Below are 25,529 nucleotides of genomic sequence, written 5' to 3'. Positions count from 1 at the left end.
TCAGGCACCCGCCTTTGCCAGGGCGTCTTGCGCCGAAAGGCCGTCATGGATGACGCCCCGAAAGGCAAGCGCAGCCTTCTCCGGATCGCCATGCCCCCAAAGATTGCGGCCTACCACGGCACCGCGTGCGCCGGCGCGGATGGCATCCGCCGTCTGCTTAAGCGCGCCGAGCAGCGTATCGGTTTTCGGACCACCCGCGATCACAACCGGCACCGGGCAGGTCCGGACGGTCTCTCGGAACGACTCGAAATCGCCCGTGTAGCCGATCTTGATCACGTCGACGCCGGACTCGTAGCCGATGCGCGCCGCATAGGCGATCTCGTCGGGGGTGAAGACGATTTTTGCTCCGTCGGTGAAATCGCGTGGGTAGATATGCGCCACCACAGGCATGCCGTAGCGCGCCGCCGCATTTACCGAATCGGTGAGCCAGCGTATGTATTTGCCCTCGGTCGCGCCGCGCACCGGAATGGCCACGGCCAACGCATCGGCCCCGGCGCGCACCGCATCCTCGGGCGTTGCGATCAACTCGCTGATGCGATCGTCCGGAGTGAAGCAGCCCGCCTGAATCACCAAGGAAGCCTTGCCCGCATATTGCGGCCATAGATGGCGCGCCGTGCCAGGCTGGATGCTGACGTAGTCGGGTCTGCCCGCCATGACGCGGGCAAGCGCACCCGGCAGGTCGGCAAGGCCGCCTTTGCGCACGTCACCATAGCCGACGAAGTGGTCGACGGCGCCGCCAAAAAGGTTCCCCGATGGATGCGAGAAGAGGCGCGCAAGACGCACCTTGGTTCCTAGGCTCATGAGTGCAAAATTCCCCAACCGTTTGATTTCAAAATCCTGGACCCAGTGTTTCCGAAAGAAATAAGAAAAACAATCTTTCGAAAGCTTTCGAATTTGCGTATTTTTGCTAAGGTGAGCCGAGGCCAGAGCGGTTGCTTGGCGTAGGCAGGCAAGGGCAGGGCAATGTTGTCGGAGCAGAGACGCCAATCGATCCTGGGTGAGGTGCAACGCAGCGGACAGGTTCGCACGAAGGACCTGTCAGACGGGTTTGGCGTGTCGGAAGTCACGGTGCGCTCCGACCTCGAGATACTGGACCGAAAGGGACTACTGACCAAGACCCGTGGAGGGGCGGTGACCCGTACCACCGATTCGACTACGGCCGCGTTCGCCCGGCGGATGCAAGCGAACCTCGACGCAAAGAAGCGCATCGCGCGGGCGGCGGTAGACCTCTTCGAGGACAACCAATCGGTCATCTTCGACGGCGGCTCGACATTGATGCAGCTTGCCATGCAGTTACCGCCGCTCAGCAATGTCGTGGTCGCGGCCACGGCCATGAATATCGTGCAGCACCTTATGCATCGTCCCGGGCTCGACGTTCATATGATCGGCGGCCGGGTCTATCCCGACACGGTGAGCACACTGATCACCGATGCCGATACGGCTCTCGGCGGCTTGGTAGCGCATCAGGTCTTTGTTGGAGCGCATGCGATAGACTCGTCCCTGGATGTGGTCGACGTGAACGAAGACATGGCGCGAACGAAGCGAAACCTCGTTCGCATGGCCCGGCGCGTTGTCCTCCTCGCCGATTCGAGCAAATGGGGCGTCAGCGGGACCTCCAAGGCATTTTCGCTGTCGGCCGTCGATGTGGTGATCACCGACGATGGCCTGCCCGGTCCAATACGCAGCCAGCTTGATAGGATCAGGGCCAAGGTGATCTATGCCTGAACCCGTCTCGGTCCCTGACGCGACGGAAAGATCCAGTGCGCGCATGACCCACGGGATTCGCATCGGCCGTTGGCCGTTTTTCATGTCAGTCATGTTCTCCTCCGCAAGGCTGGCGGCCTCCAATGCTGCGCCAGCGTTTTCACATGCTCTATAAAAATTTTACGCGCGTCAAGATTCAAAATGTTATATAGCGGCTTTCGACTATGAACCTTGCCGTAGCCAGGCCATGACCGCGTTAGAGGTACGATCTGAAATGCACAGAAAATCAAAGACAAAGCTCGGCGTCGGCGTCATCGGATGCGGCAACATCTCGATGACCTATTTGCGCAATGCGGCTCTGTTCGGCGGGGTAGAGCTCAGCGCCTGCGCCGACATTTCGGCCGATATGGCTGCGCTGCGCGCCAGGGAGCATGGCATCCGCGCACTCGGCGTCGACGCGCTGCTGGCCGACCCGGACATCGATCTTGTTCTCAATTTGACGATACCGACGGCGCATTTCGACATTTCGCTTTCCGCGCTTTCGGCGGGAAAGCACGTCTTTACCGAAAAGCCTTTGGCGACATCGGCCGCCGACGGCCGCCGGCTGGTCGAGGAGGCGAGTGCGCGCGGGTTGCAGCTCGGCTCGGCTCCCGACACCTTCCTCGGCGCTGCCGGACGGCGGGCGCGCCGGCTGATGGATGAGGGTGCGATCGGCCGCGCTGTGACCGGCACCGCCTTCATGATGGGGCGCGGCATGGAGCACTGGCATCCCAATCCGCAATTCTACTATCAGCCAGGCGGCGGCCCGGTCTTCGACATGGGCCCTTACTACCTGACGATGCTGGTCAACCTGCTCGGCCCGGTCGAGCGCGTCATGGCGATGGCGACGCGCGGTCAGGAGGAACGTCTGATATCAGCCGAAGGTCCTTACGAGAACACCAGCTTCAAGGTCGGCACGCCGACCACCATCCTGTCGCTGCTGGAGTTCCGCTCTGGCGCCACCGTCACCCTCGGCGCGTCCTGGGACGTGTTCAAGCACTCCAACCATCCGATCGAACTGCACGGCACCGAAGGCTCGCTGCGATTGCCCGATCCCGACACATTCGGCGGCACAGTTTCGCTCTCGGCGCGCGGCGACGACTGGGCCGATTTCGCCAGCGAGGCCGAACTCTACGGTGCGCGCAACTGGCCCTATGTCGCACCCGACCGCGCCAACTACCGCATGCTAGGCGTCGCCGATCTTGCGCGGGCGCTGGCCGATGGGCGCAAGCCTCGCGCCTCCGGCCATCTGGCGCTGCATGTTCTGGAGATCATGGAGGCGATCCTGGCTTCGGGCGAAAGCCGCGGCTCAATTGCCGTCAATGGGACCGTCGACCAGCCGCCGCTGCTCGGCGAGGACGAGGCGGCAGGTCTGCTTGCCTGACGGGGAGGGAGATCCATGATGACATCGCCTTCAGCGCCGTCCCTGTCCCCACTCGACCCGGAAGCCCGGCATGTGCTCGAGCTCGGCCGGCAGGCCGACGCCTTGCCATTCGAGACCGGTACACCGCAACAGGCACGCCGTGCCTACGAAGAAGGGCTTCCGGACCAGCAGGGTGAGCGCGAGCCGGTGGCTTCGGTCACTGAGCGCGCCATCCTTGGACCCGGCGGTTCGCTGACGCTCAGGATCTATCGCGGGCAGGACGCGCATGATGCAACTGCCCCGGCGCTGCTTTACCTGCATGGCGGCGGCTGGGTGATCGGCAATCTCGATTCCCATGACGAGATCTGCCGCTGGTTCGCCAATATGGCGGCTTGCGTCGTCGTTTCGCCCGCCTACCGGCTGGCGCCGGAGCACAAATTCCCGGCCGCGGTCGAGGATTGCCGCGCCGTGCTCTCCTTCATACAAGAGGCACCTGGCGATCTCGGCATCGACGCTCGGCGCATTGCCGTCGCCGGCGACAGCGCCGGCGGCAATCTCGCCACGGTGCTTAGTCTTCTCGCGCGGGGCGATCCTATTCCGTTGACCGCGCAGCTGCTGTTCTATCCCAACACTGATGCCGCGCAGACGGCGGACAGCTATCGCCGCTTCGCCGAAGGTTTTGGCCTGACCGCCTCGACCATGGCCTGGTTTCGCGATCACTATGTCCGCTATGCCGCCGACATCGACGACTGGCGCGCCTCGCCACTCAGGGCGGAAAGCCTCGCCGGCGCGGCGCCAGCCTTCGTCGCCATCGCCGGTCACGACATCCTCGCTGATGAAGGCGAGGCCTACGCCGGGCGTCTGCAAGATGACGGTGTGCCGGTCGTGCTGCGGCGTTGGCCAGGCCAGATCCATGGTTTTGTTTCCATGGGCCGCCATGGCACGGCAGCGCGACAGGCCGTTGGCGCTGCGGTCGCCGCATGGCGCGGCTTCGATTCGGCTTTTGGGAAAGATCAGGCCGACTGACGCATCACCAGCGTCGCATCGAGACTGACTTTGGGTGCGACCGCCGTGTCGTCCTCCTCAAGCACCGCCAGCAGCATCTCGACGCTGCGCCCGGCCATCGAGGCGAAGTCCTGCGCCATGGTGGTGAGACCGGGGCAGGTGTAGCGGCTGAGTGGATGATCGTCATGGGCGGCTACCCGCAGGTCGCAATCGCCCTTGCGGCCGATCTTGAGTCCGCGCGCATAGGCGGCGGCCATCACGCCAAAGGCCAAGCGGTCGTTGTTGCACAGGATGGTCTTTCCCGCCAGGCCGCCATTGTCGAGCATCGTTTCCGTTTGCTCGTAGCCGATCCGTTCGAAATCCCAAGTGTAGTCCTCGGTGTTGCCGATGACGACCGGCTCATGCCCGAGCCGCTTCATCGAGGCGACATAGCTCTCCAGCCGTTCCGGCGAGTTGTGGTTGACATGCGGGATGTCGAAATAGACCGGGGCGCCGCCGGACCGGCAAAGATAATCGACGATGGTCGAGACGCTCTGTGCGTTGTTGTTGCCGACGAACGGCGTTTCGCCTTCGAGATAGGTGTCGAAATAGACGACCGGGATCGCCTGCGTCAGCTTTTCCAGCGTGCGGTGGTCCGAGCGCACGCCAAGCGGTGCGATCAGCGCGCCGGAGACTTTCAGCGACAGGATCGTTCGCGTTGCCTGCACTTCGAGTTCGCGCGAGCCGTGCGAGGAGATCACGATCGGCCAGTAGCCCTCGTCGCGCAGCGTGAGTTCTATGCGGCTGACCATCTCCGAATAGAAGGGATCGGCCACCGTCGGCACCATGATGCCGATGCTGCGGGTACGCTTGCGGTTGAGGTTGCGCGCGAACAAATTGGGCTGGTAGTCGGACGAGCGCAGCGCTTCCTCGATGCGCTTTCGCGTCGCCGGCTTGACGCTGGTCGGATCGTCGAAATATTTCGACAAGGTCGGCCTGGAGACGCCACACGAGCGGGCGAAGTCCTCCATCGTCTTGTGCTTCATCGCCAGCGATTCCCCGCCTTCCGGAAACCTCGTTTCTTGTGCTGTCCGGCACCTACTTACGGTGCGCCGGCGTGCAACCGCAAGGCAAAATTTTACAGAAAACTGTAGCTGTTTTAACGCGTATAATAAAATTATTCCACGCGTAAATTTATTAATTGGCGCAAAAAGTGCAAGCCGTATTGACTCTGGATGTCGGTTGCCGCCAGGCACAATTGTGCGCGACTGAAGTCCGCAGTCGGACTGGAGCGAAACGCCGGGAGGAATTCCGCGATGAAGAACCTGGTCTCAGCCGGCGAGATCCTCGTCGAGATCATGGCCGAGCGTATCGGCCAGAGCTTTCTCGAACCGGGCCCGCTGCTGGGGCCTTATCCGTCCGGCGCGCCCGCCATCTTCATCGGCCAGGCCGCAGCGCTCGGCCAACCCGCCGGCCTGATCGGCGCGGTCGGCGAGGACGATTTCGGCCAGTTGATCATCGAGCGGCTGCGGACCTTGGGAGCTGACGTGTCGGCGATCGCGGTTCACAAGGGCCACGCGACGGGCACCGCCTTCGTCACCTACCGGGCGGATGGCAGCCGGCACTTTGTCTTCAACATCCGCAACAGCGCCGCCGGCCTGGTCGGGATCGATGCCGCTGCGACAAGCATGCTGGCCGGCGCCGACCATGTCCATATCATGGGCTCGTCACTGTTCTCCGACCGCGCCACCGATGTCGCGTTATCGGCGATCCAAACGGTGAAGGCCAAGGGCGGGACGGTGTCCTTCGACCCCAACATTCGCCGCGAGATCATGCAGGCCTCCGGCATGCGCGAAGCGCTCGACCAAGTGCTCAAGCAAACCGATGTCTTCCTGCCGAGCGGCAACGAACTGTTCCTGTTTTCGTCGGCCGGCGACGAAAAGGGCGCGGTCGACGACCTCCTGCAGCGCGGCGTTTCCTGCGTCGTCCTCAAGAAGGGCGCCGACGGCGCCGCCTTCCACGACCGTCACGGCTCGGTGGCCTTGCCGGGCTTTGCCATCAACGAGGTCGATCCGACCGGCGCCGGTGACTGTTTCGGCGCTGCCTTCGTCTCATTCTGGCTTCGTGGTGCGGCACCCGCCCAGGCGCTCAGGATCGCCAATGCGTGTGGCGCGCTAGCCGTTACTCGCAAGGGGCCGATGGAAGGTATCTTTCCGCTGGCCGAGGTTGAGGCTTTCGCAACCACCGCCGGGAAGGGCCAGCCGTGAGGGCCGCGATGCAGAGATTTGCCAGCATCGCGGTGAAGCGCGCCGCGGGTGAGAAAGGCGGCATCGCCTCGATCTGTTCGGCGCATCCGCTGGTGATCGAGGCCGCGCTCCGCCACGGCGCGTCGCGCGGTTCCGATGTGCTGATCGAGGCGACCTGCAACCAGGTCAATCACGAAGGCGGCTACACCGGCATGACGCCCGCCGGCTTCCGCAGCTTCGTCGAGGGCCATGCGCAAAGGGCCGGCTTTCCGCTCGATCGCCTGATCCTCGGCGGCGACCATCTCGGTCCCAATCCGTGGAAGCATCTTCCTTCCGCCGAGGCGATGACGAAGGCGAAGGCGATGATCGACGCCTATGCCGGAGCCGGCTTCACCAAGCTGCATCTCGACACCAGCATGGCTTGCGCCGACGATCCAGCCGCGCTTGCCGACGAGACCATCGCTGCACGCGCCGCCGCGCTTGCGGCCGTCGCCGAGGCGGCGGTCGAACGCATTGGCGGCGAGAAACCGGTCTACATCATCGGCACCGAAGTTCCGGTGCCGGGCGGCGCGCTCGAAGCGCTCGACCATATGCATGTCACCGAACCCGATGACGCCCTGCGCACCGTCGAGATCCACCGACTGGCATTTTCGCGCGCCGGCCTCGATGCTGCCTTTGCGCGTGCAGTCGGCGTCGTCGTCCAGCCGGGCGTCGAATTCGGTAATGCCGAGATCATCGCCTACGCGCCGCGGAAGGCGACGCAGCTGGTCGCCGTGCTCGGGCGCATGCCGCAATTCGTCTTCGAGGCGCATTCGACCGACTACCAGCCAAACGAGGCGCTTGGGGCTCTGGTGCGCGACGGCTTCGCCATCCTCAAGGTTGGACCCTGGCTCACCTTCGCGCTGCGCGAGGCGTTGTACGGGCTGAGCCACATCGCCGACGTGCTTGCGCCAGACCCGTCCCGTGAAAGCCTACCGGCGGCGATGGAGCGCGTCATGCTGGCCTCACCGGACAATTGGCAGAAATACTATCCGGGTACGCCGGACGAGCAGCGCGTGCAGCGGCACTTCTCCTTCAGCGACCGCATCCGTTACTACTGGCCGACGCCCGACGCACAGCACGCGACACAGACGCTGCTGGATTTTCTGGGCGACAGGGACATTCCCCGCCCTTTGATCAGCCAGTATCTGGGGCAACTCCATGCCGAGGTTGCGGCAGGTCGGATCGAGCCCGTCGCGCATGACCTGCTGATTGGCAGCATCACCCGTGTCCTCGATTCCTATGGGCGTGCGACGTTACAGCAGCGCGGATCGTCCTAGATTCGCCGTTGCAGGGCCGAGCCGCGCCCGGAGGACGCGCGTGATCTAAGATGTGCGCTCAGCCGACACACGCGGAGGCTATGCCGGACCTTCGAAGTTGGGCTGCTGTTGGACTAATATAAGCAGGGCACGGCCAATTCGATGGTGAGAGCATCGCGGAACCATACGGAACGATACGGGAATACTTCTGATTTTGGCCCACGAAAAACCCAATCAAATCGACGTTTCTAGCACATCCTCCGGGCCCACCATTATCGTTATCTTTCAATGATTTAGAGGCATTGTTGCACTTGGCTAGCCAAGTCAAGGCAGGCGAACCGCCGTCCATAGCGTTTGATTTTATTGACTTATGGTGGGCCTCTGGAGGCCGCAGATGTGTTGCCAACCGCCGGTGGAGTGTCAGGATCGTTTATCAAGTGCTTGAACGACGCCGGCACGGTGTTCGGAATAGAAAGCCGCGCATAGTCCCCTACGCAATCGACCTCGAATTACTGTCTGGATGCTACATCGGCCATCGCCGCACCCCAGGCGATCTCGTAGCCCATGCGTGAGAAGCCGAATTCGCGATCGAATGTGTTCGGCGCTTTGACACGCCAGTTCTTCATGACCTCGCCCGGGAGGCCGCCAGCAGCGGTGACGACCAAGTCACGCTCGCCGGCGCGGAGTTCACGACGGCGATCATTTGGCGTAGCTGGGAACAGGCCGGCTACGTCAGGCAAGACCGTCCGGCTGCAGCTAGGAAGTTAATCGCAACCCACGGCGGACGGCTCCGTACGCGCGCGCGGCGTACGGCAAGCTGCTAGCCTCAATCTCCGGATGAGATCAGAGTCGCTCAGACCGGGTCTTCAGGATCTGGTACAGCACGTTTCGGATGCGCTGCCCAACGGTTAGCCGGTTGATCACGCCTTCGCCTCCTGTTCATCGCAGATGAATGGGCTGCGGTTCAGATGATCTGTGCCGCCAGCGCCACGCCGACCAACGACGTGCCGACCCCTGCCGTGCGGATGGCTCGCGGCCAGCGCCGAAGTGTTAGGGCGGCTAACGCGCCGGTCGCGTGAAGAGCCGAAGTAGCGACCACGAAGCCGACCGCATAAGCGATGCCGCTGGCCGTCTCGGGAATTTCGAGGCCATGGGCATTGCCGTGGAAGAGGGCGAAGAGAGCAGTCAGCGAGGCGGCCACAGCGAGCGGAAGCGGCTTGGCAAGCGCCATCATGGCGCCGAAGACCACCGGCGATAGCGTTATGCCGGTTTCCAGTGAGGGCAGGCCGATGCCGGCGATACCGAGCAGGGCGCCAGCGAGCATCGCCGAGACAAAGCACGACGGCACGATGATGATCCCCTTGCCGCCGGCGCGAGCGGCAATGATGCCTACAGCCATCATGGCAAGCAGGTGGTCCATACCGGTCAGCGGGTGCTGAATGCCGTCTACAAACCCGTGGGCATGAAAACCGCCGCTATGGGCGAAGGCCAATGAGGGGATGAGGGTTGTGGCGGCTGCCAGGGCGAGTCTACCGAAGAATGAAAGCGTTCTGTTCATGGTTCTGGACCTGTTTGATAGGGGTGCGATCGGTTCAAGGCCGGTGCTCATTGTCCGGCCCCTGGCATGGTGAATTGTGCGGCGCCGGACCTGTCGGCCAGAAGTCGGGCCTCGCCGAAGTCAAGGGGCGTTTGTGCCTTGCCGTTATGGTAGACGAAGGCCAGGCGGCGCCGGCGCGACGTCAGTTTCGCGGGCAGCGGGTGATAGGTGACGCCGGCGCCGCCAATCAGCGGCATGACGGCGCCGACATCGACCATGTCCTGCGTCTCGACGCGCAGAAGATGCAGCCGCACGCCGTCGGCGGTCTCGCCGACGAACGGAATCCCGGCGAGGCGCAGGAAACTGGATGGGTCGGGCGCCCGCGAAAACCCTTCGAGAAACGCGATCTCGACGAGATCGAGATCGGTCGCCCGCGCGTCGGCGGGTTCGGGCGCATGGTCGTGCGGTAGATGCGGTGTCTGCCATTGCAACGGCTTGCCGGCCGGCCCGTTGTGGCCGACGGGGTGGGGATGGTGATGATGACCGTTCGGCCCGTGATGGTGGCCGTCGCCATGATCATGGCTGTGGTGGTGATGATCATCGTGCATGGTCAAAAGCTCGTCGGCTTGTCGATGATGGATTTGTGTTTGCCGAGATTGCCGTGCGCGACCATCGAGCCGAGCGCCTCGACGACAACCCGCACGCCAAACAGCGCCGTGATGTCTGACGTGTCGTAGGGCGGCGACACCTCGACCACTTCCAGTCCGCAGATGCCGGGCGCCGACACTAGCCCGAGCAGCTTCAGTGCCTCGCGCGGCAGGAAGCCACCGGGCTCCGGCCAGCCCGTACCCGGCACGAAACCGCAATCGATGCTGTCGACATCGAAGGAGATGTATACGGCGTCGGTGTCCTTCCATGCGATCTCGAGCGCGATCTCGGCCGCCTTCTCCAGCCCCATCTGTTCGATATCGGAGATCGTCAGCACGTTGGTTCCGCGCTTTCTCGCCTCGGCCACGCCGTAGCGGGGCACCTGCCAGCCGCCGATACCGAGCTGCACCAGATTGGTGGCCGAGACGTTCGGCAGGTTGGTCGCCCAATACCAGGGCGTCGTGTGCATACGTTCGTCGAGATCCTTTTCCTGGATGTCGATGTGGCGGTCGAAATGGATAATGCCGATTCGCTTGGAGGTCACGTCGGCGATGCCGCGCACGCACGGAAACCCGATCGAATGGTCGCCGCCGAGCATGATCGGCAGCGCGCCGGACGAGGCGACATGGCTGACGCCCTTGGTGATCTGGTCGAAGCTCTTTTCGAGATTGGCGGGGATGGTGAAGACGTCGCCGGCGTCGCAAAGCGTCATCTGCTCGCGCAGGTCGACACCGAGCTCGTAATTGTAAGGCGTGTAAAGCGCCGAGATGCGGCGCATGCCTTGCGGCCCGAAGCGGGTTCCGGGCCGGTAAGTGGTGCCGCTGTCGAAAGGAATGCCCATGACGGCAGCGTCATATCTGCCGACATCGCGGACGTTCTCGACATAGGGCGCCTTGAGGAAGGTGTTGATGCCGGCGAAGTGCGGCAACTCGCCTCGCGCGAATGTCGGGATCGACTTGTCGATGATCGAATCCGATCCGGGCAGGCCCATGTCGAGTGCCCATTTCTGTTCCTTGCGCCAGCCGTCCTCGGGCAGCTTTCCTTCCGCCTCGATAGACTTCCAGCCCTGCATGTCGCGGATCTCGAAGTTCGGATGGTGGAAGCGTTGGCGTGGCTGGTGGTCGGTGAGCCCGGCGCGACGATGCCGGCGTTCTGGACTATCTCTGTGCATGAAACCTCCTTCACGACGCCGTCGTCGCGATTGCGCTATCCAGTCGGGTCGTCCCGACCATCGCGGCCACTTCGGCCACGTCTCGTGCGGAAGCCCGGTGCTTGCGGTCGAGCTTCAGATCGTAGGTGATCGTCGCGCCATAGGCGGACGGGAACTGGGGGTCGTGGCGCACCTTGTCGAAGACCAGCACGCGGGTGCCGAGCTTGAATGCCTCGCCGATATCGTGGGTGACCATGACCACGGTCATGCCGTGCTCGGTCCAGAGCTCGGTGAGCAGCTCATGCATCTCGATGCGAATACCGGGATCGAGTGCGCCGAACGGCTCGTCGAGAAGCAGGATCTGCGGCCGGCCGAGCAAGGTCTGCGCGATCGCCAGCCGCTGCTGCATGCCGCCAGAAAGCATGGCCGGATAGAGGTCGCGCGCATGGCCAAGCCCGACCCGTTCCAGCATGGTTTCGGCTTCTTGCCTGGCGCTTGTGCGCCTGGCGCCGAAGACGCGGCCGAACGGTCCGCCCGAACGGAAGTCCTCGACCAGCAGCAAGTTCTGCAACGCGGTCAGATGCGGAAACACGGAATAGCGCTGGAAGACGATGCCGCGCTGCGGCGTCGGCTCCGGCACGATCGGCTGGTCGCCGACGACGACCACGCCGCCACTTTGCTGTTCCTGGCCAAGCAGGATGCGCAGGAACGTCGATTTTCCACAACCGCTGGCGCCAACCAGCGACAGGAATTCACCCGCTTCGGCGGAGACGTTGACCCGTTCCAGCACGCGGGCGTCGCCGTAGCTCTTCTCCAGCCTATGGACGAGGATCCGGCTCATCTGGTCCGCACCGGATGCGCCCAAGGCGAGATAATGTGAGAGAGCCGCACGAGCAGCCAGTCGGTCATTACCGCAAGCAGCGTGATCCAGGCGACGTAAGGCAGGATGACGTCCATCGATAGGTAGCGACGAACGAGGAAGATGCGGTAGCCGAGCCCCTCGGTGGAGGCGATGGCTTCTGCCGCGATCAGGAACAGCCAGGCCGGCCCAAGCGCCAGCCGTACGCAAGTGATGAGGCGCGGCATGACCTGTGGCAGCACCAGCCTGAGCACCATGGTCCAGCTGTTGCCGCCGAGCGTCTGTGCCTTGGCGACGAGCTCCGGCGGCAATTCCATCACCCGGTTGGCGATATCGCGCACCATGACCGGTGCGACGCCGAGAGCGATCAAGGTGATCTTGGCCGTTTCGCCGAGGCCGAGCGCAATGAACAGGATCGGCAGCAGCGCCAGTGGCGGGATGACGCAGACAACTGTGACCAAGGGCAGCAGAAAGGCCCTGACGCGCGGGATGAAACCTATGGCGACGCCGAGGCTGAGCGCCACCAGCGTGGCCATGCCGACGCCGGCGAACAGCCTGATCAGGCTGGCATAGGTGTCGGCCCACAGGATCAGGTCGCCGGAGCGCTTGTCCGGCACTGTCGCCAGGTCTGAAAAGGCCGACCACATCTGTGCAGGGGAGGGCAGCAGCTTGTCGCTGGGATTGACCGCCAGCCTTTGCGCCGAAGCGAAGAGATAGGCAATCGCCACGGCGGCAAACGGCAGCGTCCCAAGCAGCAGCGCTCCGCCGCGCGAGACCGTCGCGTTGATGAGGCGAAGCCGCGCTTTCGGCCTGCTAAGTTGCAGGCGCGCGACTTCGGGGCCTGCTGCGGCCTGCATGATGCCGGTTCCTCTGGCTAGCATGTCGCGCTCCCGCGTCAGAGCGTTCCGCCCGCTGCCTCTGCCATAAAGGCCGGATCGAAGCGCAGCTTGACGTTGTTGACGTCGCCCAGCGTCGAGCCGTCGGGGAAGCTCATGCCGATCACGTCGACGCTCGGCGCGTTGGTACCAAGAATGCCGTGGCTGAACAGGAAGTTGCGCACCAGATCCATGGTCTTCGGCAGTTCGGCGCCGTTGGTGAATGCGACCGCCTTGGCCGGCTCGAAGAACATCGCCGTTGATGCAAGCTGAGCGTCGAAACCGGCAAGATCCGTCCCCGACGCCTTGGCCATCTCTTCCTTGGCCGCCTTGCCTTCGGGCGTGCCCGACGTCATCAGCGCCATGGCTTCATACCATGCACCGACAAGCGCCTTGCCCAAGGCCGGATTGTCCTTCAGCGTCGCGGTGTTGACGACCATCATGTCGATGATCTCGCCGGGGATCTCAGTCGAATCAAATACCTTGTGGGCGCCCGGCATGGCAGCGATTTCCGAGACCAGCGGATTCCAGGTGACGACGGAGGTGACGTCGCTGGTACCGTAGGCAGCGACCATGTCGGCATCGGAGGTGTTCACCACCGTAATGTCCTTTTCGGCCAACCCCACCGTCTCTAGCGCGCGCGCAAGTAGGTAATGTGAGACGGAAAGCTCGACGAGATTGACCTTCTGGCCGGCAATATCCTTGAGTGCGGTCTTGTTCTTGAGGATGACCGCGTCGTTGCCGTTGGAGAAATCGCCGACGATCAAGGCCGTCGTTTCGACACCGCCGCCGGCCGGGATCGAAAGCGCATCCATGTTGGTCATCGAACAGCCGTCAAAGCCGCCGGCCGTGTACTGGTTGATGCTCTCGACATAGTCGTTGATGCGGGTGATCTCGACATTGATGCCGTATTTGTCGGCCCACTTCTTCATGATGCCGCTGTCGGAAAGATAGCCCCACGGCATCCAGCCGACATAGATCGACCAGCAAATCTTGAAGTCTTTCTTGGGCGCCGCTTGCGCGGCTGAGATGAAGGGGAGGCTGAGTGATGCGGCTAGGATGATTGTGGCCAGTTTGCGAAGCATTACATACCCCTGTTTGCGATCCGGATTGCGTCCGAACGTCTGTTGGGGGGTTCACGGAGCGCGCATCCGGGAGAGGTTCGCGCCAGCAAACCCGTGCAGGGTTCTCCCGGGATTTTGGCCCGCCGTGTTCCGCCAGATGCCTCAATGCATCTCAAGCGGTCGCGTCTCTTGGACCAGCACCGTGATCGACACGGCCGGAACCCTAGACGCTCTGCACGTGAATAACGAAGCAAGGGGCGTGCCAGTCCGGAAAGCCGTCCTGAGGCGGCCTTTCCCCGGATTTGCAGGCAATCGCGTTATGCTGATGCCACAAAAGTCATCGCAACGCCGACGGATTAGGCAAGGAAAATCTAGCGTCAACCAATATGAACAGGCTTGTGCCCTGGGGACCTCCGCTGATCGCACCCTGCTCTATGGTCGCCCACACATACATGCCCAATAGGGACACGTTCGGGAAGGGCGCGAGCGCGCGGCGGATCCGGATGCCAATTGGCGCCGAGCCATGTGACGAGTGCGCCCGATCGTGCAAGGGCAATTCGTGAAATAAGCGCGACTGCAATGATGCTAGGCAAGCCCGATCGCGTGTCGGGAGGCAGTTGTGAAAGTTGCGATCATCGGACCAGGCTCGCTCGGGAAGGCCTTGGCGAAATGTCTTGGCCTCGCCGGGCACGAAATTCGCCTCAGCTTCAGTCGTGACGAAGGCAAGTTGCGCGCAATCGCGGCAACCCTCCGTGTTGGCTTCGGTGCTCCTGACGAAGTAGCGAGATGGGCCGACGTAATTGCCCTGGCGACGCCATGGCCGGCTCTCGAGCTGGCGATGGACGCGCTTGGCGATTTGTCGGGCAAGATCGTCTGGGACAATACCAATGCAGTCGCGCCTGACCTTTCCACGATGCTGCTAGGCACTACTACGTCTGTAGGCGAGGAGGTTCAGAGGCGCGCGCGGGGCGCCCTTGTCGTCAAGTGCATTCCGACCTTTGCCGAATTGCTTGACAGGGATGATCCGCGTCCCAACGGCGATCCGGTGACGAGCTATGTCGCCGGCAATGATGCAGATGCCAAGGCGGCGGTTTGCCGGCTTCTCGCCGATCTGCCGACAATGCCGGTCGATGTCGGCGATCTCACGGCCTCGCGCCTGATCGAGCCGATGATGCTGCTATTGGTCCAGCTCGCCTATCGGCGCGGGATGGGGCCGACAATTTCCTTCAATCTCATTCGACAGGACGGAACCGGTTCATGACTGATTATCTACCCGCGCGGCGCAAGGCGATTCCAGTAGGACGTCTGCTGATCGATGGCCAATGGCGCGATGCCGTCAGCGGCGAGACTTCGACGACTTTTGATCCGACCACGGAGGCGGCGATCACCGATATTGCGAAGGCGGACGTCACCGACACGAGCGACGCCGTCGCGGCCGCGCAGCGGGCTTTCGAGCAAGGACCCTGGGCGCGGATGCATCATGAGGAGCGCGCCAAGATCCTGTTTCGCATCGCCGATCTAATGGACGAGCGGGCCGAGGATTTCGCGGTGCGCGAGGCGATGGATATGGGTATGCCCTATCGCGATTTCCGCGATATCATCATGCCGCACTGCTCAGGACTGTTCCGCTTTCATGGCGGGCTCGCCATGAGCGCGATGGACGGCGCCTGTCGTACCAGCTACGATCCAAATATCAGGATCCTGACGCGGCGCGAGCCGCTCGGCGTGGTCGCTGCGATCACCCCGTTCAATTTTCCCCTCGCGCTGTCCTGTTCGAAAATCGCGCCGGCACTCGCGGCGGGTAACACGGTCGTTCACAAGCCTGCGACCGACACGCCCCTGACGGCCCTCGCCTTGGCGCAAGTGATCCTCGACGCGGGAGTGCCGCCAGGCGTTTACAATCTCGTCACCGGCCCGGGCGGCACCATCGGCGACGCGCTGGTCAACGATGCCCGCGTCGGCAAGATCGCCTTTACCGGGTCGACCACCGTCGGCCAGGGCATCATGCGCAACGGTGCCGGGACGATGAAACACCTGACCATGGAGCTCGGCGGCAAGAGTCCCAATATCGTTTTCGCCGATGCCGATATCGATGTCGCGATACAGGCAGCCTTCTGGGGCATCTTCTGGAACAAGGGCGAAGTCTGCGTCGCCGGATCGCGCCTGCTGGTTGAACGCGCCTGCTATGACGAGGCCGTCGAGAAGCTGAGCGCCATGGCGAAGTCGGCGACACTCGGCGATCCGCTGGACCCTGCGACGATGATCGGGCCGATCGCATCGCGGGGCGAGTATGACAAGGTCTTGAGCTATGTCGAAGAGGGCAAGCGCACCGCGCGACTGGCCGCGGGCGGCGGCACCCGCCAGGTCAACGGCAAGGGCCTCTTCATCGAGCCGACCATCTTCGCCGATGCGACCAACGACCTAAGGATATCGCGCGAAGAGATTTTCGGTCCTGTCCTGCCGGTGATTCCATTCGACAGCGAGGAGGACGCGATCCGGATCGCCAACGATACGAGCTACGGGCTCGCCTCGGGCATCCAGACCAGCGATCTCGGCCGCGCCTTGCGGCTCGCCGACCGGATCAAGGCAGGCACGGTCTGGCTGAACTGCTGGCACAAGTACCATCCTAATGCGCCGTTCGGAGGTTTCAAGATGAGCGGCTATGGCCGCGAGCAGGGCCGCGAGGCGTGGGAAAGCTACACCCAATACAAGACGATTTGGGCGAATCTTGGCGAACCAGTCGAGATGGCGCGATGAGCGTGCGCGATTCCAACCCACTCGACCCGCGGCATCCCAAACGCATCGCGATGGTCCTTTCCAACCCGGCTGTGTCGATCACCACCGGCTGGCCGGTCGGGTTTTGGTGGAGCGAGTTGACCCATCCCTGGCTCGTCTTCACCGAGCGCGGATACGAAGTCGCGATCTTCTCGCCTGAGGGCAACAAATGCGAGGCGGATGCATTGAGCGACCCGCGCGATCCGTCCGGCTATTCGGATACGGATCTGATCTCGCTCGGTTTCCTGTCGACGCCGAAACTGGCGGTGCTGGTGGAGACGACCCGGCCCATCGCAGAGCTGTCGGTCGACGCGTTCGACGCGATCGTCGTCGCTGGCGGCCAAGCGCCGATGTTCACCTTCCAAGGTGCGACTGAGTTGCAGCGGCAGTTCGTCGCCTTTTTCGCGGCCGGCAAGGTCGCGGCTGCCTTGTGTCATGGCGTCGCGCTGCTGCGTTACGCGCGCCTCTCAACCGGCGAGCTGCTGGCCAAAGGGCGCACTGTTACGGGGTTCGCCAATGTCGAGGAGGACTTCGCCGACAATGCCGTCTGGGAGATGGGCGCGCTGCCGCACGGTACGCATCTGATGCCATGGCGGATCGAGGATGAGATGCGTGCGCTCGGCGCGAACTATATTCAGGCCGGGCTGTGGCGCGATTTTGCCGTGCGCGACGGCAATTTGATCACCGGCCAGCAGAACTTCTCCGGAGCGGCGACCGCCCGTCTTGTCATCGAGGCGCTCGGTGGCTGAGGACCAAGGCCGCTCCTGTCGGTGAAGTTCGGGAGTCAAACTCGCCGTCAGGACGGCGATGCCAAACGACATCGGCCCAATAGGATCCGGAGCCCGTCCAAGAACTCCACTTCAAACAACCACTATCAGCAGCGAGGATGAACCATGGCCGTAGTGACGACACTTGATATTGCCGGCCTGACGGCCGAAGATTATAGCCGCATCCTCGATCGGATCGGCGTGGAGAAACGGCCCGCTGGCGGCATCTATCAGCACATCGCGCATGCCACCGACGATGGTTATCGCATCATCGAGATATGGGACGACAAGGCAGGCCTGGAGCTCTTCTTGCAGGACACATTGTTTCCCGCCGCACAGGAACTGCAAATTCAGCGTGAAATGACCATTATGACCCAGACACTGCACAACATCTTTGTGCCCCGGATTGGTGAACTGACTGCCCTGGCAAATGATGCGCCTGGTGGACCAGTCAAACGGGCAAAAGTGTAGGCATCAAGGATCGAGGATGCGGCGATCGATCATCGAAGTCCCGGAGGAACTTGCGTCCGGACGCCCGGTACAACGATGGTGACCGCGGCAAGTGCAAAGAGGTTGTTCTTTCCTGCCGGCGACTATCGCCATGCGCCGGCCGGAGTCGTTCAGCTGCGTGTGGTTCGCAGCGGTTCATCCTATGCAGAGATCGATCTTGGCCGCGGGCTGCGGCGCGTCTTCACCCGCCCCGGCGACCTGCTGCTCAGTCTTCCCGAGCGTGCCACGCGGTTCAAGATCGAGGAGCCGCGAGAGCTGACGATGATCACCGTTGACTCCGCGCTGGCGTCAAGGCTCCTGGTATCCGCAGGCGGGACCCCCGAGGACCTGGTAATCCTGACCGATCGACCGATACGCGATTCGCTGGTGGCCGAGTTGTGCCGACGCCTCGAAGGCGACCCGCCAGTTAACCCGATCGTCCGCGAATGGACGCTGGGCCTGGTTTTCGCGAACCTGCTCCGTCTCGGGCATGCACGCCAGCGGCAGCAGAAGTCTCCGGTCCTAACCTCGCAGCGGTTCGACCGGGTCCTCGCTGCGATTGACGGCGATCTGGAAAAGGGGGTGTCGATCGACCATCTTGCCGGAATCGCGGGAATACCACGACGCGCCTTCACCGCCGCCTTTCGCGAGGCGACGCAATTGCCGGTACATCAATTCATTTTACGCCGCCGCGTTGATCGCGCGGTCGAGCTTTTGGAAAATAGCAATCTGCCGCTGGCCGAGATTGCTCAGCACGCGGGTTTCACTCACCAGGCCCATATGAATCGCGTCGTGACCCGATTGAAAGGGCTGTCGCCAGGCCGGCTGCGGTCTCGCAGGCGCGACGGCTGACTTGTGATCTATTCCAGCATCGAATGGCGGAGATGTGAGTTGCTGAAACGTCCGTTGCTAAGATGCCCGACAGTTTGCGTGCAGAGCTCGAGGCCGCAAATCTGATAACTGCTTTCGAGCAACGGCCTCCCTATCAGCGCAAATGATTACTTGCATTGGATCGAGCGCGCCCGTCACCCGGAAACACGCCGAAAGCGCATAAATCAGATGATTGACGAGCTTACGAAGGGAGGAATCTACATGGGAATGCAATAAGAGTTGGCATCGCCGCGAAGCTAGCAGATCCGTCAACGATCATCTTCCGATCCGTGGCCTATCGAGATCGGGTGCTTTCCGCATTGATCTTCATCGATTTCCCCACGTTTTTGCGCAGAGGATGCAGAGAGCCAAATAGTGACAATCGAACCTATCCTCCATTTTCGTTTGCGGCAGGTGGCCATATGATCGTGACATCGCAAACTAATAACGTGCTCGGCAGCACGTCGGGAAGGTGGCGCGTCTGGTCGCTCTCGGACGGTTACATCGAGATGCCGGCGGACCTTCTGCGGGACCCGCAGGATAATCCGGTGCCGCAAGCTGCGTTGGCAGGGGCGCTTCGCCTGTCTGTCAATTGCTTCGCCCTCGCAGGTCCAGGCGTTGACGGCGTTCTGATCGACAGCGGAGGAGGGGGCTGGGCCCCGACAGTGGGGCGTCTTGAGCAGGCCATGGCGGAAGCCAAGATCGACCCGGCTTCGATCACGGTCTTGGCGCTCACCCACGCCCATCAGGATCATGTGCACGGACTTTTGACCCCCGACGGCCGAGTGCTCTTTCCAAACTTGAAGGCGATCGTAATTCCCGAAGCGGCTGTGCAGAGCTTTTTCGCTTACGCGCACCTTGCGCAGTTCCGGCCCCTGCTGAAGCCTGTCCAGAATGGCGACCAGGTGGGTGAGCGATTGAGGGCGGTCGCCTTGCCCGGTCATGCTGCCGGTCATACCGGCTACACGTTCGACACGGACGAGGACCGTTTCCTATTCTTCGGGGACATCGTTCATGTGCCGGCCTTGCAGTTCGGCAATCCCGCGTTCAGTTGGGGCTATGACGACGATCAGCTGACCGCGCGCGCAACCCGCCTAAAGGTTTTCAGTGACGCGGCCGAGGCGGGGACGTGGATCGCCGGCGCGCACCTTGGCTGGCCGGGCATCGGTCGCGTGGTGCGTAAGGGCGAAGCATACGGCTATGAGCCGGCAGGAGGACGAGTGACCGGATAGGCGGCCCCGTGCTGGTCGGTTTATACCGCTCTCTTCGCCCAAGGCAAGGATCTCGACGAGCAGCGCCCCGCACTCCGGCGTCCTCAACGGCGGCGGTACCATCGTCCGGCCCACCAAAATATCTGATTCTTGATCCACTGGCGGCCGATCTGCCTGAGGCTTACCGGATCGGCGTCTCGCCGCGAAACAGTGGCTGGTGCGCCCGCATCAAGGCGGCGATCCGGTCGGCGACTTTCCGTACCGGCGGAGAGTGACGTTCCTCGTGATGGGTGACGATCCATTGGTCGGTTTCAAGTTCGGGGATAGGCTGAGCAACGCGAACCAGCCGCGGATCGCCGTCACCGACGAAGCACGGAAAGACCGAAAGGCCGGCGCCGGCGGCCACCAGTTCGCGCACCGAATGGGTGTTGTTGCCGCGTACGGCGATGCGGTCGCCGTGATGGGCTTGCAGCCAGCGCGCCGAGGCAATGTTTGCGCCTTCACCGGTGACGCCGACGAACAATCCGGCGGCGGTGCCGTTGATCAGGTGACGTCCGGAATAAATGGCGTGGGCGACCTTGCCGCTCTGACGGCCGGCCAGCCACTGCTCGGTCGGGCGCTCGCTGCGGATGCCGATGTCGGCGGCACGGCGGCCGATGTCGACCCGGTCGGTGGTGGTGACAAGCTCTACCCTTATGCCGTCATCGACCGTCCAGATATCGCCGATATGGGCGGAAACGAAGGCCGAGGTCCATGGCCCGGCCGAGACGCGGACAATGCGGTCGGGCAGGTTTCCCTCGCGCCAGCGGGTCAGCGACTGCATTGCCGCCTCGACGTCTTCGGCGCGCCGCAGCAGTTCCTCGCCGACCGGGGTCAGCCGGTAGCCGGTCTGCTGGCGCACGAATAGAGGTTCGCCGATCTGCTTTTCGAGCGCGGTGACGCGTCGTCCAAGGGTGGCTGCGCTGAGGCGCGTGGTTCCCGTCGCTGCGCTCAAGCCACCCAGCCGCGCAACGTCGAGAAACAACCTCAGATCGTCCCAGCCGATATCCATTTTGCAGAAATGAAAAACTCCTTGCGACCGTGGCTGTAGCGCAAAGCGGGCATCGTGCGCAAGTATGCAGGCATTGGAGGCGTTGGACAATCCTGCCTGGCGGGACAGGGACAAGCGCCTCGGCTGGCCAAGAAGCGAACTGAACCCTTTCGATCGCGCATGCGATTGGCGCAGAGGTTTTGCGCTTCCGACCAACCCAGGCGCGCAGGCATTCTGCGTACCAAAGGAGACGATCATGTTGGATGAACTTCGATACCGTTTCGCCCGCTGGATTGCCTATCGCCAGACGCTTGCGAGTTTGAGGCAGGCCCGGGACAGCACACTGGCGGATGCCGGCATTTCTCGCGAAGAGATCCGCGAGCGTGCCCGCCACGCCAGCTTGCGTCGTTGAGGAGCCGGGCATGCAGATGATGATGCTTTGGGATGGCCGCTCGGTACCGCGCATCGGAATCGGCACCTGGGCGGCGGGTGGCCCCGCGCGTTGGCGTGAGACGGCGACAATCTATGGCGAGGTCGACGATATCAGGTCGCAAGCCGCGCTGGCGATGGCTTATGAGATCGGCGCGCGGGTGTTCGACACGGCTGCCGCCTATGGCGCCGGCAATGCCGAACTGATCCTCGGGCGGGCGTTGAGGGGTAAGGACGAAGCCGTCATCGTCACCAAGGTCGGTTATTTCGGCGATCCCGAAACGCGCAAGATCGCACCCGAGGATGCCTCTGCCGCGGCAATCCGGACATCGATCGACAATTCGCGGCAGCGCCTGCAGCGGGATTGTATCGACGTCGTGCTGCTACATATCAACGAGTATCCGATCGAGCGCGCCGGCGAGGTGTTCGATACGCTCGGCCTGTTGCGCCAGGAGGGCAAGATCGGCGGCTTCGGCTGGAGCACCGATCACCGCGAACGGCTTGCCGTCTACGCGCCGCGCGAGGGGTTCGTCGCCGTAGAGAACGACTTCAATGTGTTTACCCCGGCGAACGAGCTGATGGCCGTTGCGGCGCGCGAGAACCTCGTCTCGTTCAGCCGGCTGCCGCTGGCAATGGGGCTGCTCACCGGCAAATACACGCCGGCCATGCGGCTGCCCACCAACGATGTGCGCGGCGGGAATGCCGAATGGATGGTGTTTTTCAGGGATGGCGCCGCCAACCCGGACTATCTGTCAAGGCTCTCGGCAATCCGCGACCTGCTCACCTCGGGCGGACGCACGCTTGCGCAAGGCGCGCTCGGCTGGATACTCGCCAAGTCGGCAATCGCCCTGCCGGTTCCCGGCTTCACGCGGCCCGAGCAGGTCGAGGACAATCTCGGTGCGCTGGAGAAAGGGCCGCTGCCGGCAACGGTGATGGCCGAGATCGACACAGTGCTGAAAATTGCCGAGACTTCGTAGGGTGTGGTGAATCCGGAATTCGCATTGGCGATAATGCGACCAACTTCGATCCCTCTGCTGTCTGCCGATATCGCATTTTTCTCAGTCAAGCTTCCGTGGCGCAATTGAACACGGACGGAGCGGCGGACACGCTCGAGTTGAAGGTCCGCCGCTCCGGTTTCAGATCAAGGAGTGATGCTGCAACGGGAGATGGGTAGCGAGCTGCGCTTGAGCTGCGCCGCCGACCGCGTCGCTGTCGAGAGAGAGCGACCCGGTTGAGCTGTCAAAGATGATGTGGTGGGAACCGTCATCTGTGGCCGTAACAGTAGGGGACGTATGCAATGAAAGCCCTCCCGACTTGAGGTCGGCAAGCGCGGAGTGGTCGAGCTGGACTTTGTCCTGAAGCTTGCTGAAGTCGAAGGCATCGTTGCCGTGACCGGATGTCAGGTCGGCGACGGCGCTCTTGTGGACACCGGCGCCGGCATTTTCGTTGCCCTGGAGCAGTTGGGCGAACCCGTGGCCGGTCAGGCTGGTTGCCGTTTTCTCGGATGGGCTGCTGGTCGCGGCAAGCTCCGAGCCGGACGAAAGCGCGGGGCTCAACGCGGCCAGCACCCGGTCAACGCTGCTGCCTCCCTTGTCGCCGGCAGTATCATGGCTGGTGTCGTTGCTGCCGAACAGATCGGTCAGAGCGTGAAAACCGCCGCGGTCGGAGGGGGAAGCGGCGGTCACAGTCGAACTGCCATCGCTTGCGATGGGGTGCGAAGGCGCCGTCGCGGTCGAGCTGCCATCGCTGGTGCTATCGCCGGTGGAAGGGGCGGTCGCAGTCGAGCTGCCATCGCTCGTGGTGGCGCCGGCGGCGGTCGCAGTCGAACTGCCATCGCTGGTGCTATCGCCGGTGGCGGCATGGGAAGGGGCGGTTGCAGTCGAGCTGCCATCGCTCGTGGTGGCGCTGGCGGCGGCGGTCGCAGTCGAACTGCCATCGCTCGTGGTGGCGCCGGCGGCGGTCGCAGTCGAACTGCCATCGCTTGCGATGAGGTGCGAAGGCGCCGTCGCGGTCGAGCTGCCATCGCTGGTGCTATCGCCGGTGGCGGCATGGGAAGGCGCGGTCGCAGTCGAGCTGCTATCGCCGGTTGCGGCATGGGAAGGCGCAGTCACCGTCGAGCTGCTATCGCTGGTGGCGGCGTCGGACGCGGGCGCAGCAGCACTGTTGTCGCTGCTGGTGGTGTCTGAGGCCGCAGCGGTAGTGGTGTTGTGTTCCCGGAAAACGGCTTGCAGTTCCGAGGAGCTTTCAAGCGCGGTATCGCCGTTCTGCGTTCCCCACTTGTAGGTATAGTCGAAGGCGGGTGACGGAACCAGCTTGGCCCAATGATCCATCATGGTTTGCATCTGTTCGGTGGTGGGCATGACCTGTCTGCCGCCATCGGAAGTCTCCCAATTGCCGCCGCCAAAGGCCTGGAAGACCGGAACGATGTTGCTGATCGGGATGCCCGACTTCACCGCTGCAGCCACGGCTCGGTCGATCATGTCGTAGTCGACCGTGTCCGTTCCCGTGCGCACCGGATAGGGGTCTATTCCAAAATAGTCGATATGCGTGTTGGCCGGATTGTAGGTGTTGGTAAAATCCGGATTGGTCGGGGATCCCATGTTCATCATGGTGATGAAGGTCTTGGCGCCTGGAAAATGCTCATGGATCCAGTCGGATTCCGCCTTCAGGTTCTCGGCGGTTGCATAGGTGCCCCACCTGCCCGTGGGATCGGGCTCGTCAACCAGATAGAATCCGAACACATTCGGATTGCCGAGGAAGGGGGTCATTTTCTCGATGAAGGATGAAGTTACGCCCTCGTGCTCGTTGAGGTACACCAGACCCTTCATGCCGTCCGGCAACGCGTCGACTTGCGAAGCGTACTGAACGTCAGCCAGATTGAAGCCGGCAGTTGCGATTTCGGTGGCGGATCCACCCGACGTATAATGCAGAGTTGCCATCCAATATTCCTTTTTCTGATTTCGATAGCGCCCGGCGTCTACCTACAGACGGCGTATATTAGCGCAAATCACATACAGACACCCGTCGATAGAATCATTGACCGTTTGTAGGAATGCTGCACGGATTGTGACTTATTTTGACAGCAGCGACTTAGGACAAGATGCTTATTGTCTTCTGATGTCAGAATGATGCCAGAATTGCGACTTTATTTTGAAGGCGCTGTAGTTTTTGAAGTTCCTCGATATTTTTATAATGGCTATACATTTATAGATTTTAATGCGTTAGACGTCAACTTTCGTACGGAAATTCAAAATGACGTTAACCTCTGACTCCGGGCCCCTCCACAGTTTCACTGCCCAACCAATTAGCTGTGGACAATTCGTAGGCATCTGCGCGCTCGTCACCTGGTATCGGTCGGCAGATCTCCGTGATCGAAATCAAATCAATTTAGGAAACCTCCCAAAAGGTGAGAGTAGGGCTGGTTCCCAGCTGGAGAGCCTGAGGGCCTTGGCCGCCTGAGCACCGTCATGTGTCCGCCGCTCCGCTAAACACGGGGGCTGCGCGGCGGACACGCCGACGTCACCGCAATACCACGCCATTTTGCTGAACTTGACGCACACAACTCGAACCCGCTGGGTGACGAAGGTTGAGCATCAGCCAGAAATGGGCATCCCGCTTTGGAAAAATCCGGTGCTTGAACAAAGATAAAGCGGCGGACCGTCTCGAATTGAAGGTCCGCCGTTCCGGGTCGTTCAGATCACAAGGAACGAACCTGCCGTAAGCGACAGACCTGGAGAGAGAGTGGCGAACTGTATTTGAGCTGCGCCACCGATCCCGTCGCTGTCGAAAGAGAGCGCCCCGGTTGAGCTGTTGTAGATTATATGGTCGGAGCTGTCATGCGCAGCCGTGCCAGCAAAGAAAGCATCGGATGAAAGGCCGCCCAACTTAAGCCCGGCAAAAACGGCGTCGTCGAGCTGGATCTTGTCCTGGAGCTATTGAAGTCGGTGACCTTGTCGATATTGCCGGCTCCAAGAGCGCTGTTGAACACGAAGGCATCATTGCCTCCGTTACCGGTCAAGATGTCGGCACCGCCGCCACCATTGATGATGTTCGCGCCGGCGTTGCCCTGGATGGTCTGGCTGAACTCGTTGCCGCTGAGGTTCATCGCCGTCGTGTCGGATGGATACCTTGCAGCGAGAAGCTCGATCTGGGAGCCCGTCGAAAGCGCATGGCTCACTGAAGTGATCACCC

General features: G+C 62.4%; 25 protein-coding genes, 1 pseudogene and 1 riboswitch. Of the genes and pseudogenes, 14 read left to right on the top strand and 12 right to left on the bottom strand.

The genetic code is table 11. The features are described from left to right. Nucleotides 1-801, bottom strand: a complete 801-nt coding sequence (locus NKI39_RS15455; protein ID WP_352773916.1) for a beta/alpha barrel domain-containing protein — start codon at nucleotides 799-801, stop codon at nucleotides 1-3. 162 nt (nucleotides 802-963) lie between these two features. Here NKI39_RS15455 and NKI39_RS15450 point away from each other — a divergent pair, with 162 nt between their 5' ends. The 3 genes from NKI39_RS15450 to NKI39_RS15440 all read left to right on the top strand — a co-directional run bounded on the left by NKI39_RS15450 (nucleotide 964) and on the right by NKI39_RS15440 (nucleotide 4,132). After that, nucleotides 964-1,725, top strand: a complete 762-nt coding sequence (locus tag NKI39_RS15450; RefSeq protein WP_352501408.1) for a DeoR/GlpR family DNA-binding transcription regulator — start codon at nucleotides 964-966, stop codon at nucleotides 1,723-1,725. A 253-nt stretch (nucleotides 1,726-1,978) separates the two neighbouring features. Continuing rightward, nucleotides 1,979-3,127: a Gfo/Idh/MocA family protein gene (locus NKI39_RS15445; RefSeq protein WP_352832711.1), complete on the top strand. Its 1,149-nt coding sequence runs from the start codon at nucleotides 1,979-1,981 to the stop codon at nucleotides 3,125-3,127. A gap of 18 nt (nucleotides 3,128-3,145) precedes the next feature. Next, nucleotides 3,146-4,132 carry an alpha/beta hydrolase gene (locus NKI39_RS15440; protein ID WP_352832708.1) on the top strand — a complete coding sequence of 329 codons (987 nt, stop codon included), beginning with the start codon at nucleotides 3,146-3,148 and terminating at the stop codon, nucleotides 4,130-4,132. Here NKI39_RS15440 and NKI39_RS15435 read toward each other — a convergent pair. Continuing rightward, nucleotides 4,120-5,142 carry a LacI family DNA-binding transcriptional regulator gene (locus tag NKI39_RS15435; protein ID WP_352832872.1) on the bottom strand — a complete coding sequence of 341 codons (1,023 nt, stop codon included), beginning with the start codon at nucleotides 5,140-5,142 and terminating at the stop codon, nucleotides 4,120-4,122. The two genes, NKI39_RS15440 and NKI39_RS15435, sit on opposite strands and share 13 nt — an antisense overlap. Before the next feature lie 264 nt (nucleotides 5,143-5,406). Between NKI39_RS15435 and NKI39_RS15430 the strand changes: the two genes are divergently transcribed. Together NKI39_RS15430 and NKI39_RS15425 are read left to right on the top strand one after the other, a co-directional pair. Beyond that, complete coding sequence (locus tag NKI39_RS15430; protein WP_352832705.1) at nucleotides 5,407-6,357, top strand: sugar kinase; 951 nt, start codon at nucleotides 5,407-5,409, stop codon at nucleotides 6,355-6,357. Nucleotides 6,358-6,365: 8 nt separating this feature from the next. Further along, nucleotides 6,366-7,655, top strand: a complete 1,290-nt coding sequence (locus NKI39_RS15425) for a D-tagatose-bisphosphate aldolase, class II, non-catalytic subunit (protein ID WP_352832702.1) — start codon at nucleotides 6,366-6,368, stop codon at nucleotides 7,653-7,655. A gap of 488 nt (nucleotides 7,656-8,143) precedes the next feature. On the opposite strand, the gene NKI39_RS15420 is transcribed toward NKI39_RS15425, so the two are convergent. The 7 genes from NKI39_RS15420 to NKI39_RS15390 form a co-directional block, all read right to left on the bottom strand. Further along, a complete protein-coding gene (locus NKI39_RS15420; protein WP_352474481.1) occupies nucleotides 8,144-8,374 on the bottom strand; it encodes a thiamine pyrophosphate-dependent enzyme in 231 nt (76 codons plus the stop codon). A gap of 224 nt (nucleotides 8,375-8,598) precedes the next feature. Next, a complete protein-coding gene (locus tag NKI39_RS15415; protein ID WP_352832699.1) occupies nucleotides 8,599-9,192 on the bottom strand; it encodes a HupE/UreJ family protein in 594 nt (197 codons plus the stop codon). 47 nt (nucleotides 9,193-9,239) lie between these two features. Beyond that, nucleotides 9,240-9,779, bottom strand: a complete 540-nt coding sequence (locus tag NKI39_RS15410) for a hypothetical protein (protein ID WP_352474461.1) — start codon at nucleotides 9,777-9,779, stop codon at nucleotides 9,240-9,242. Between the two features lie 2 nt (nucleotides 9,780-9,781). Then, a complete protein-coding gene (locus tag NKI39_RS15405) occupies nucleotides 9,782-10,990 on the bottom strand; it encodes an agmatinase family protein (protein WP_352542649.1) in 1,209 nt (402 codons plus the stop codon). A gap of 10 nt (nucleotides 10,991-11,000) precedes the next feature. Then, on the bottom strand, nucleotides 11,001-11,810 hold the full coding sequence (locus tag NKI39_RS15400) for an ATP-binding cassette domain-containing protein (protein WP_352474463.1): 810 nt from the start codon (nucleotides 11,808-11,810) through the stop codon (nucleotides 11,001-11,003). Next, complete coding sequence (locus NKI39_RS15395) at nucleotides 11,807-12,685, bottom strand: ABC transporter permease (RefSeq protein WP_352832870.1); 879 nt, start codon at nucleotides 12,683-12,685, stop codon at nucleotides 11,807-11,809. Before NKI39_RS15395 ends, NKI39_RS15400 begins: the two co-directional genes overlap by 4 nt. Nucleotides 12,686-12,723: 38 nt before the next feature. Then, entirely contained in the window at nucleotides 12,724-13,788 is a 1,065-nt protein-coding gene (locus NKI39_RS15390; RefSeq protein WP_352832696.1) for a putative urea ABC transporter substrate-binding protein, read from the bottom strand. Nucleotides 13,789-13,889: 101 nt separating this feature from the next. Then, nucleotides 13,890-14,005, bottom strand: a riboswitch (guanidine-I (ykkC/yxkD leader). 381 nt (nucleotides 14,006-14,386) lie between these two features. On the opposite strand from NKI39_RS15390, the gene NKI39_RS15385 reads away from it, so the two are divergent. The 7 genes from NKI39_RS15385 (at nucleotide 14,387) to NKI39_RS15355 (ending at nucleotide 19,900) form a co-directional block, all read left to right on the top strand. Continuing rightward, nucleotides 14,387-15,028, top strand: a complete 642-nt coding sequence (locus tag NKI39_RS15385; RefSeq protein WP_352832693.1) for an NADPH-dependent F420 reductase — start codon at nucleotides 14,387-14,389, stop codon at nucleotides 15,026-15,028. Then, on the top strand, nucleotides 15,025-16,524 hold the full coding sequence (locus tag NKI39_RS15380) for an aldehyde dehydrogenase family protein (RefSeq protein ID WP_352832691.1): 1,500 nt from the start codon (nucleotides 15,025-15,027) through the stop codon (nucleotides 16,522-16,524). The genes NKI39_RS15385 and NKI39_RS15380 overlap by 4 nt, the downstream gene beginning before the upstream one ends. Beyond that, the gene (locus tag NKI39_RS15375) at nucleotides 16,521-17,291 is read left to right on the top strand and encodes a type 1 glutamine amidotransferase domain-containing protein (protein ID WP_352832689.1); all 771 of its coding nucleotides are present in this window, start codon (nucleotides 16,521-16,523) and stop codon (nucleotides 17,289-17,291) included. Before NKI39_RS15380 ends, NKI39_RS15375 begins: the two co-directional genes overlap by 4 nt. A 144-nt stretch (nucleotides 17,292-17,435) precedes the next feature. Beyond that, complete coding sequence (locus tag NKI39_RS15370; protein ID WP_352832687.1) at nucleotides 17,436-17,780, top strand: hypothetical protein; 345 nt, start codon at nucleotides 17,436-17,438, stop codon at nucleotides 17,778-17,780. A gap of 75 nt (nucleotides 17,781-17,855) precedes the next feature. Then, a complete protein-coding gene (locus NKI39_RS15365; RefSeq protein ID WP_352832685.1) occupies nucleotides 17,856-18,650 on the top strand; it encodes a helix-turn-helix domain-containing protein in 795 nt (264 codons plus the stop codon). A 150-nt stretch (nucleotides 18,651-18,800) separates the two neighbouring features. Next, nucleotides 18,801-18,905, top strand: coding sequence for a YdeI/OmpD-associated family protein (locus NKI39_RS15360; RefSeq protein ID WP_352832683.1), 105 nt, complete (start codon nucleotides 18,801-18,803; stop codon nucleotides 18,903-18,905). A 185-nt stretch (nucleotides 18,906-19,090) separates the two neighbouring features. Next, nucleotides 19,091-19,900 carry an MBL fold metallo-hydrolase gene (locus NKI39_RS15355; RefSeq protein WP_352700318.1) on the top strand — a complete coding sequence of 270 codons (810 nt, stop codon included), beginning with the start codon at nucleotides 19,091-19,093 and terminating at the stop codon, nucleotides 19,898-19,900. Nucleotides 19,901-20,060: 160 nt separating this feature from the next. On the opposite strand, the gene NKI39_RS15350 is transcribed toward NKI39_RS15355, so the two are convergent. Then, the gene (locus NKI39_RS15350) at nucleotides 20,061-20,930 is read right to left on the bottom strand and encodes a LysR family transcriptional regulator (RefSeq protein WP_352832680.1); all 870 of its coding nucleotides are present in this window, start codon (nucleotides 20,928-20,930) and stop codon (nucleotides 20,061-20,063) included. A 235-nt stretch (nucleotides 20,931-21,165) separates the two neighbouring features. Between NKI39_RS15350 and NKI39_RS15345 the strand changes: the two genes are divergently transcribed. Then, complete coding sequence (locus NKI39_RS15345) at nucleotides 21,166-21,321, top strand: YjiS-like domain-containing protein (RefSeq protein WP_156937304.1); 156 nt, start codon at nucleotides 21,166-21,168, stop codon at nucleotides 21,319-21,321. 10 nt (nucleotides 21,322-21,331) lie between these two features. Then, nucleotides 21,332-22,315 (top strand): aldo/keto reductase, encoded by a 984-nt coding sequence (locus tag NKI39_RS15340; RefSeq protein WP_352773556.1) that lies wholly within the window; start codon nucleotides 21,332-21,334, stop codon nucleotides 22,313-22,315. A gap of 159 nt (nucleotides 22,316-22,474) precedes the next feature. On the opposite strand, the gene NKI39_RS15335 is transcribed toward NKI39_RS15340, so the two are convergent. Next, nucleotides 22,475-24,178, bottom strand: a complete 1,704-nt coding sequence (locus NKI39_RS15335) for a calcium-binding protein (protein ID WP_352832677.1) — start codon at nucleotides 24,176-24,178, stop codon at nucleotides 22,475-22,477. Between the two features lie 977 nt (nucleotides 24,179-25,155). Next, nucleotides 25,156-25,529 (bottom strand): annotated as a pseudogene (locus NKI39_RS15330) (hypothetical protein); the annotation flags it as partial.

Origin of the sequence: Mesorhizobium sp. M0664, assembly GCF_040320565.1 — a bacterium.
Taxonomy (GTDB): domain Bacteria; phylum Pseudomonadota; class Alphaproteobacteria; order Rhizobiales; family Rhizobiaceae; genus Mesorhizobium.
This window is presented reverse-complemented; position numbering and strand designations above follow the sequence as displayed.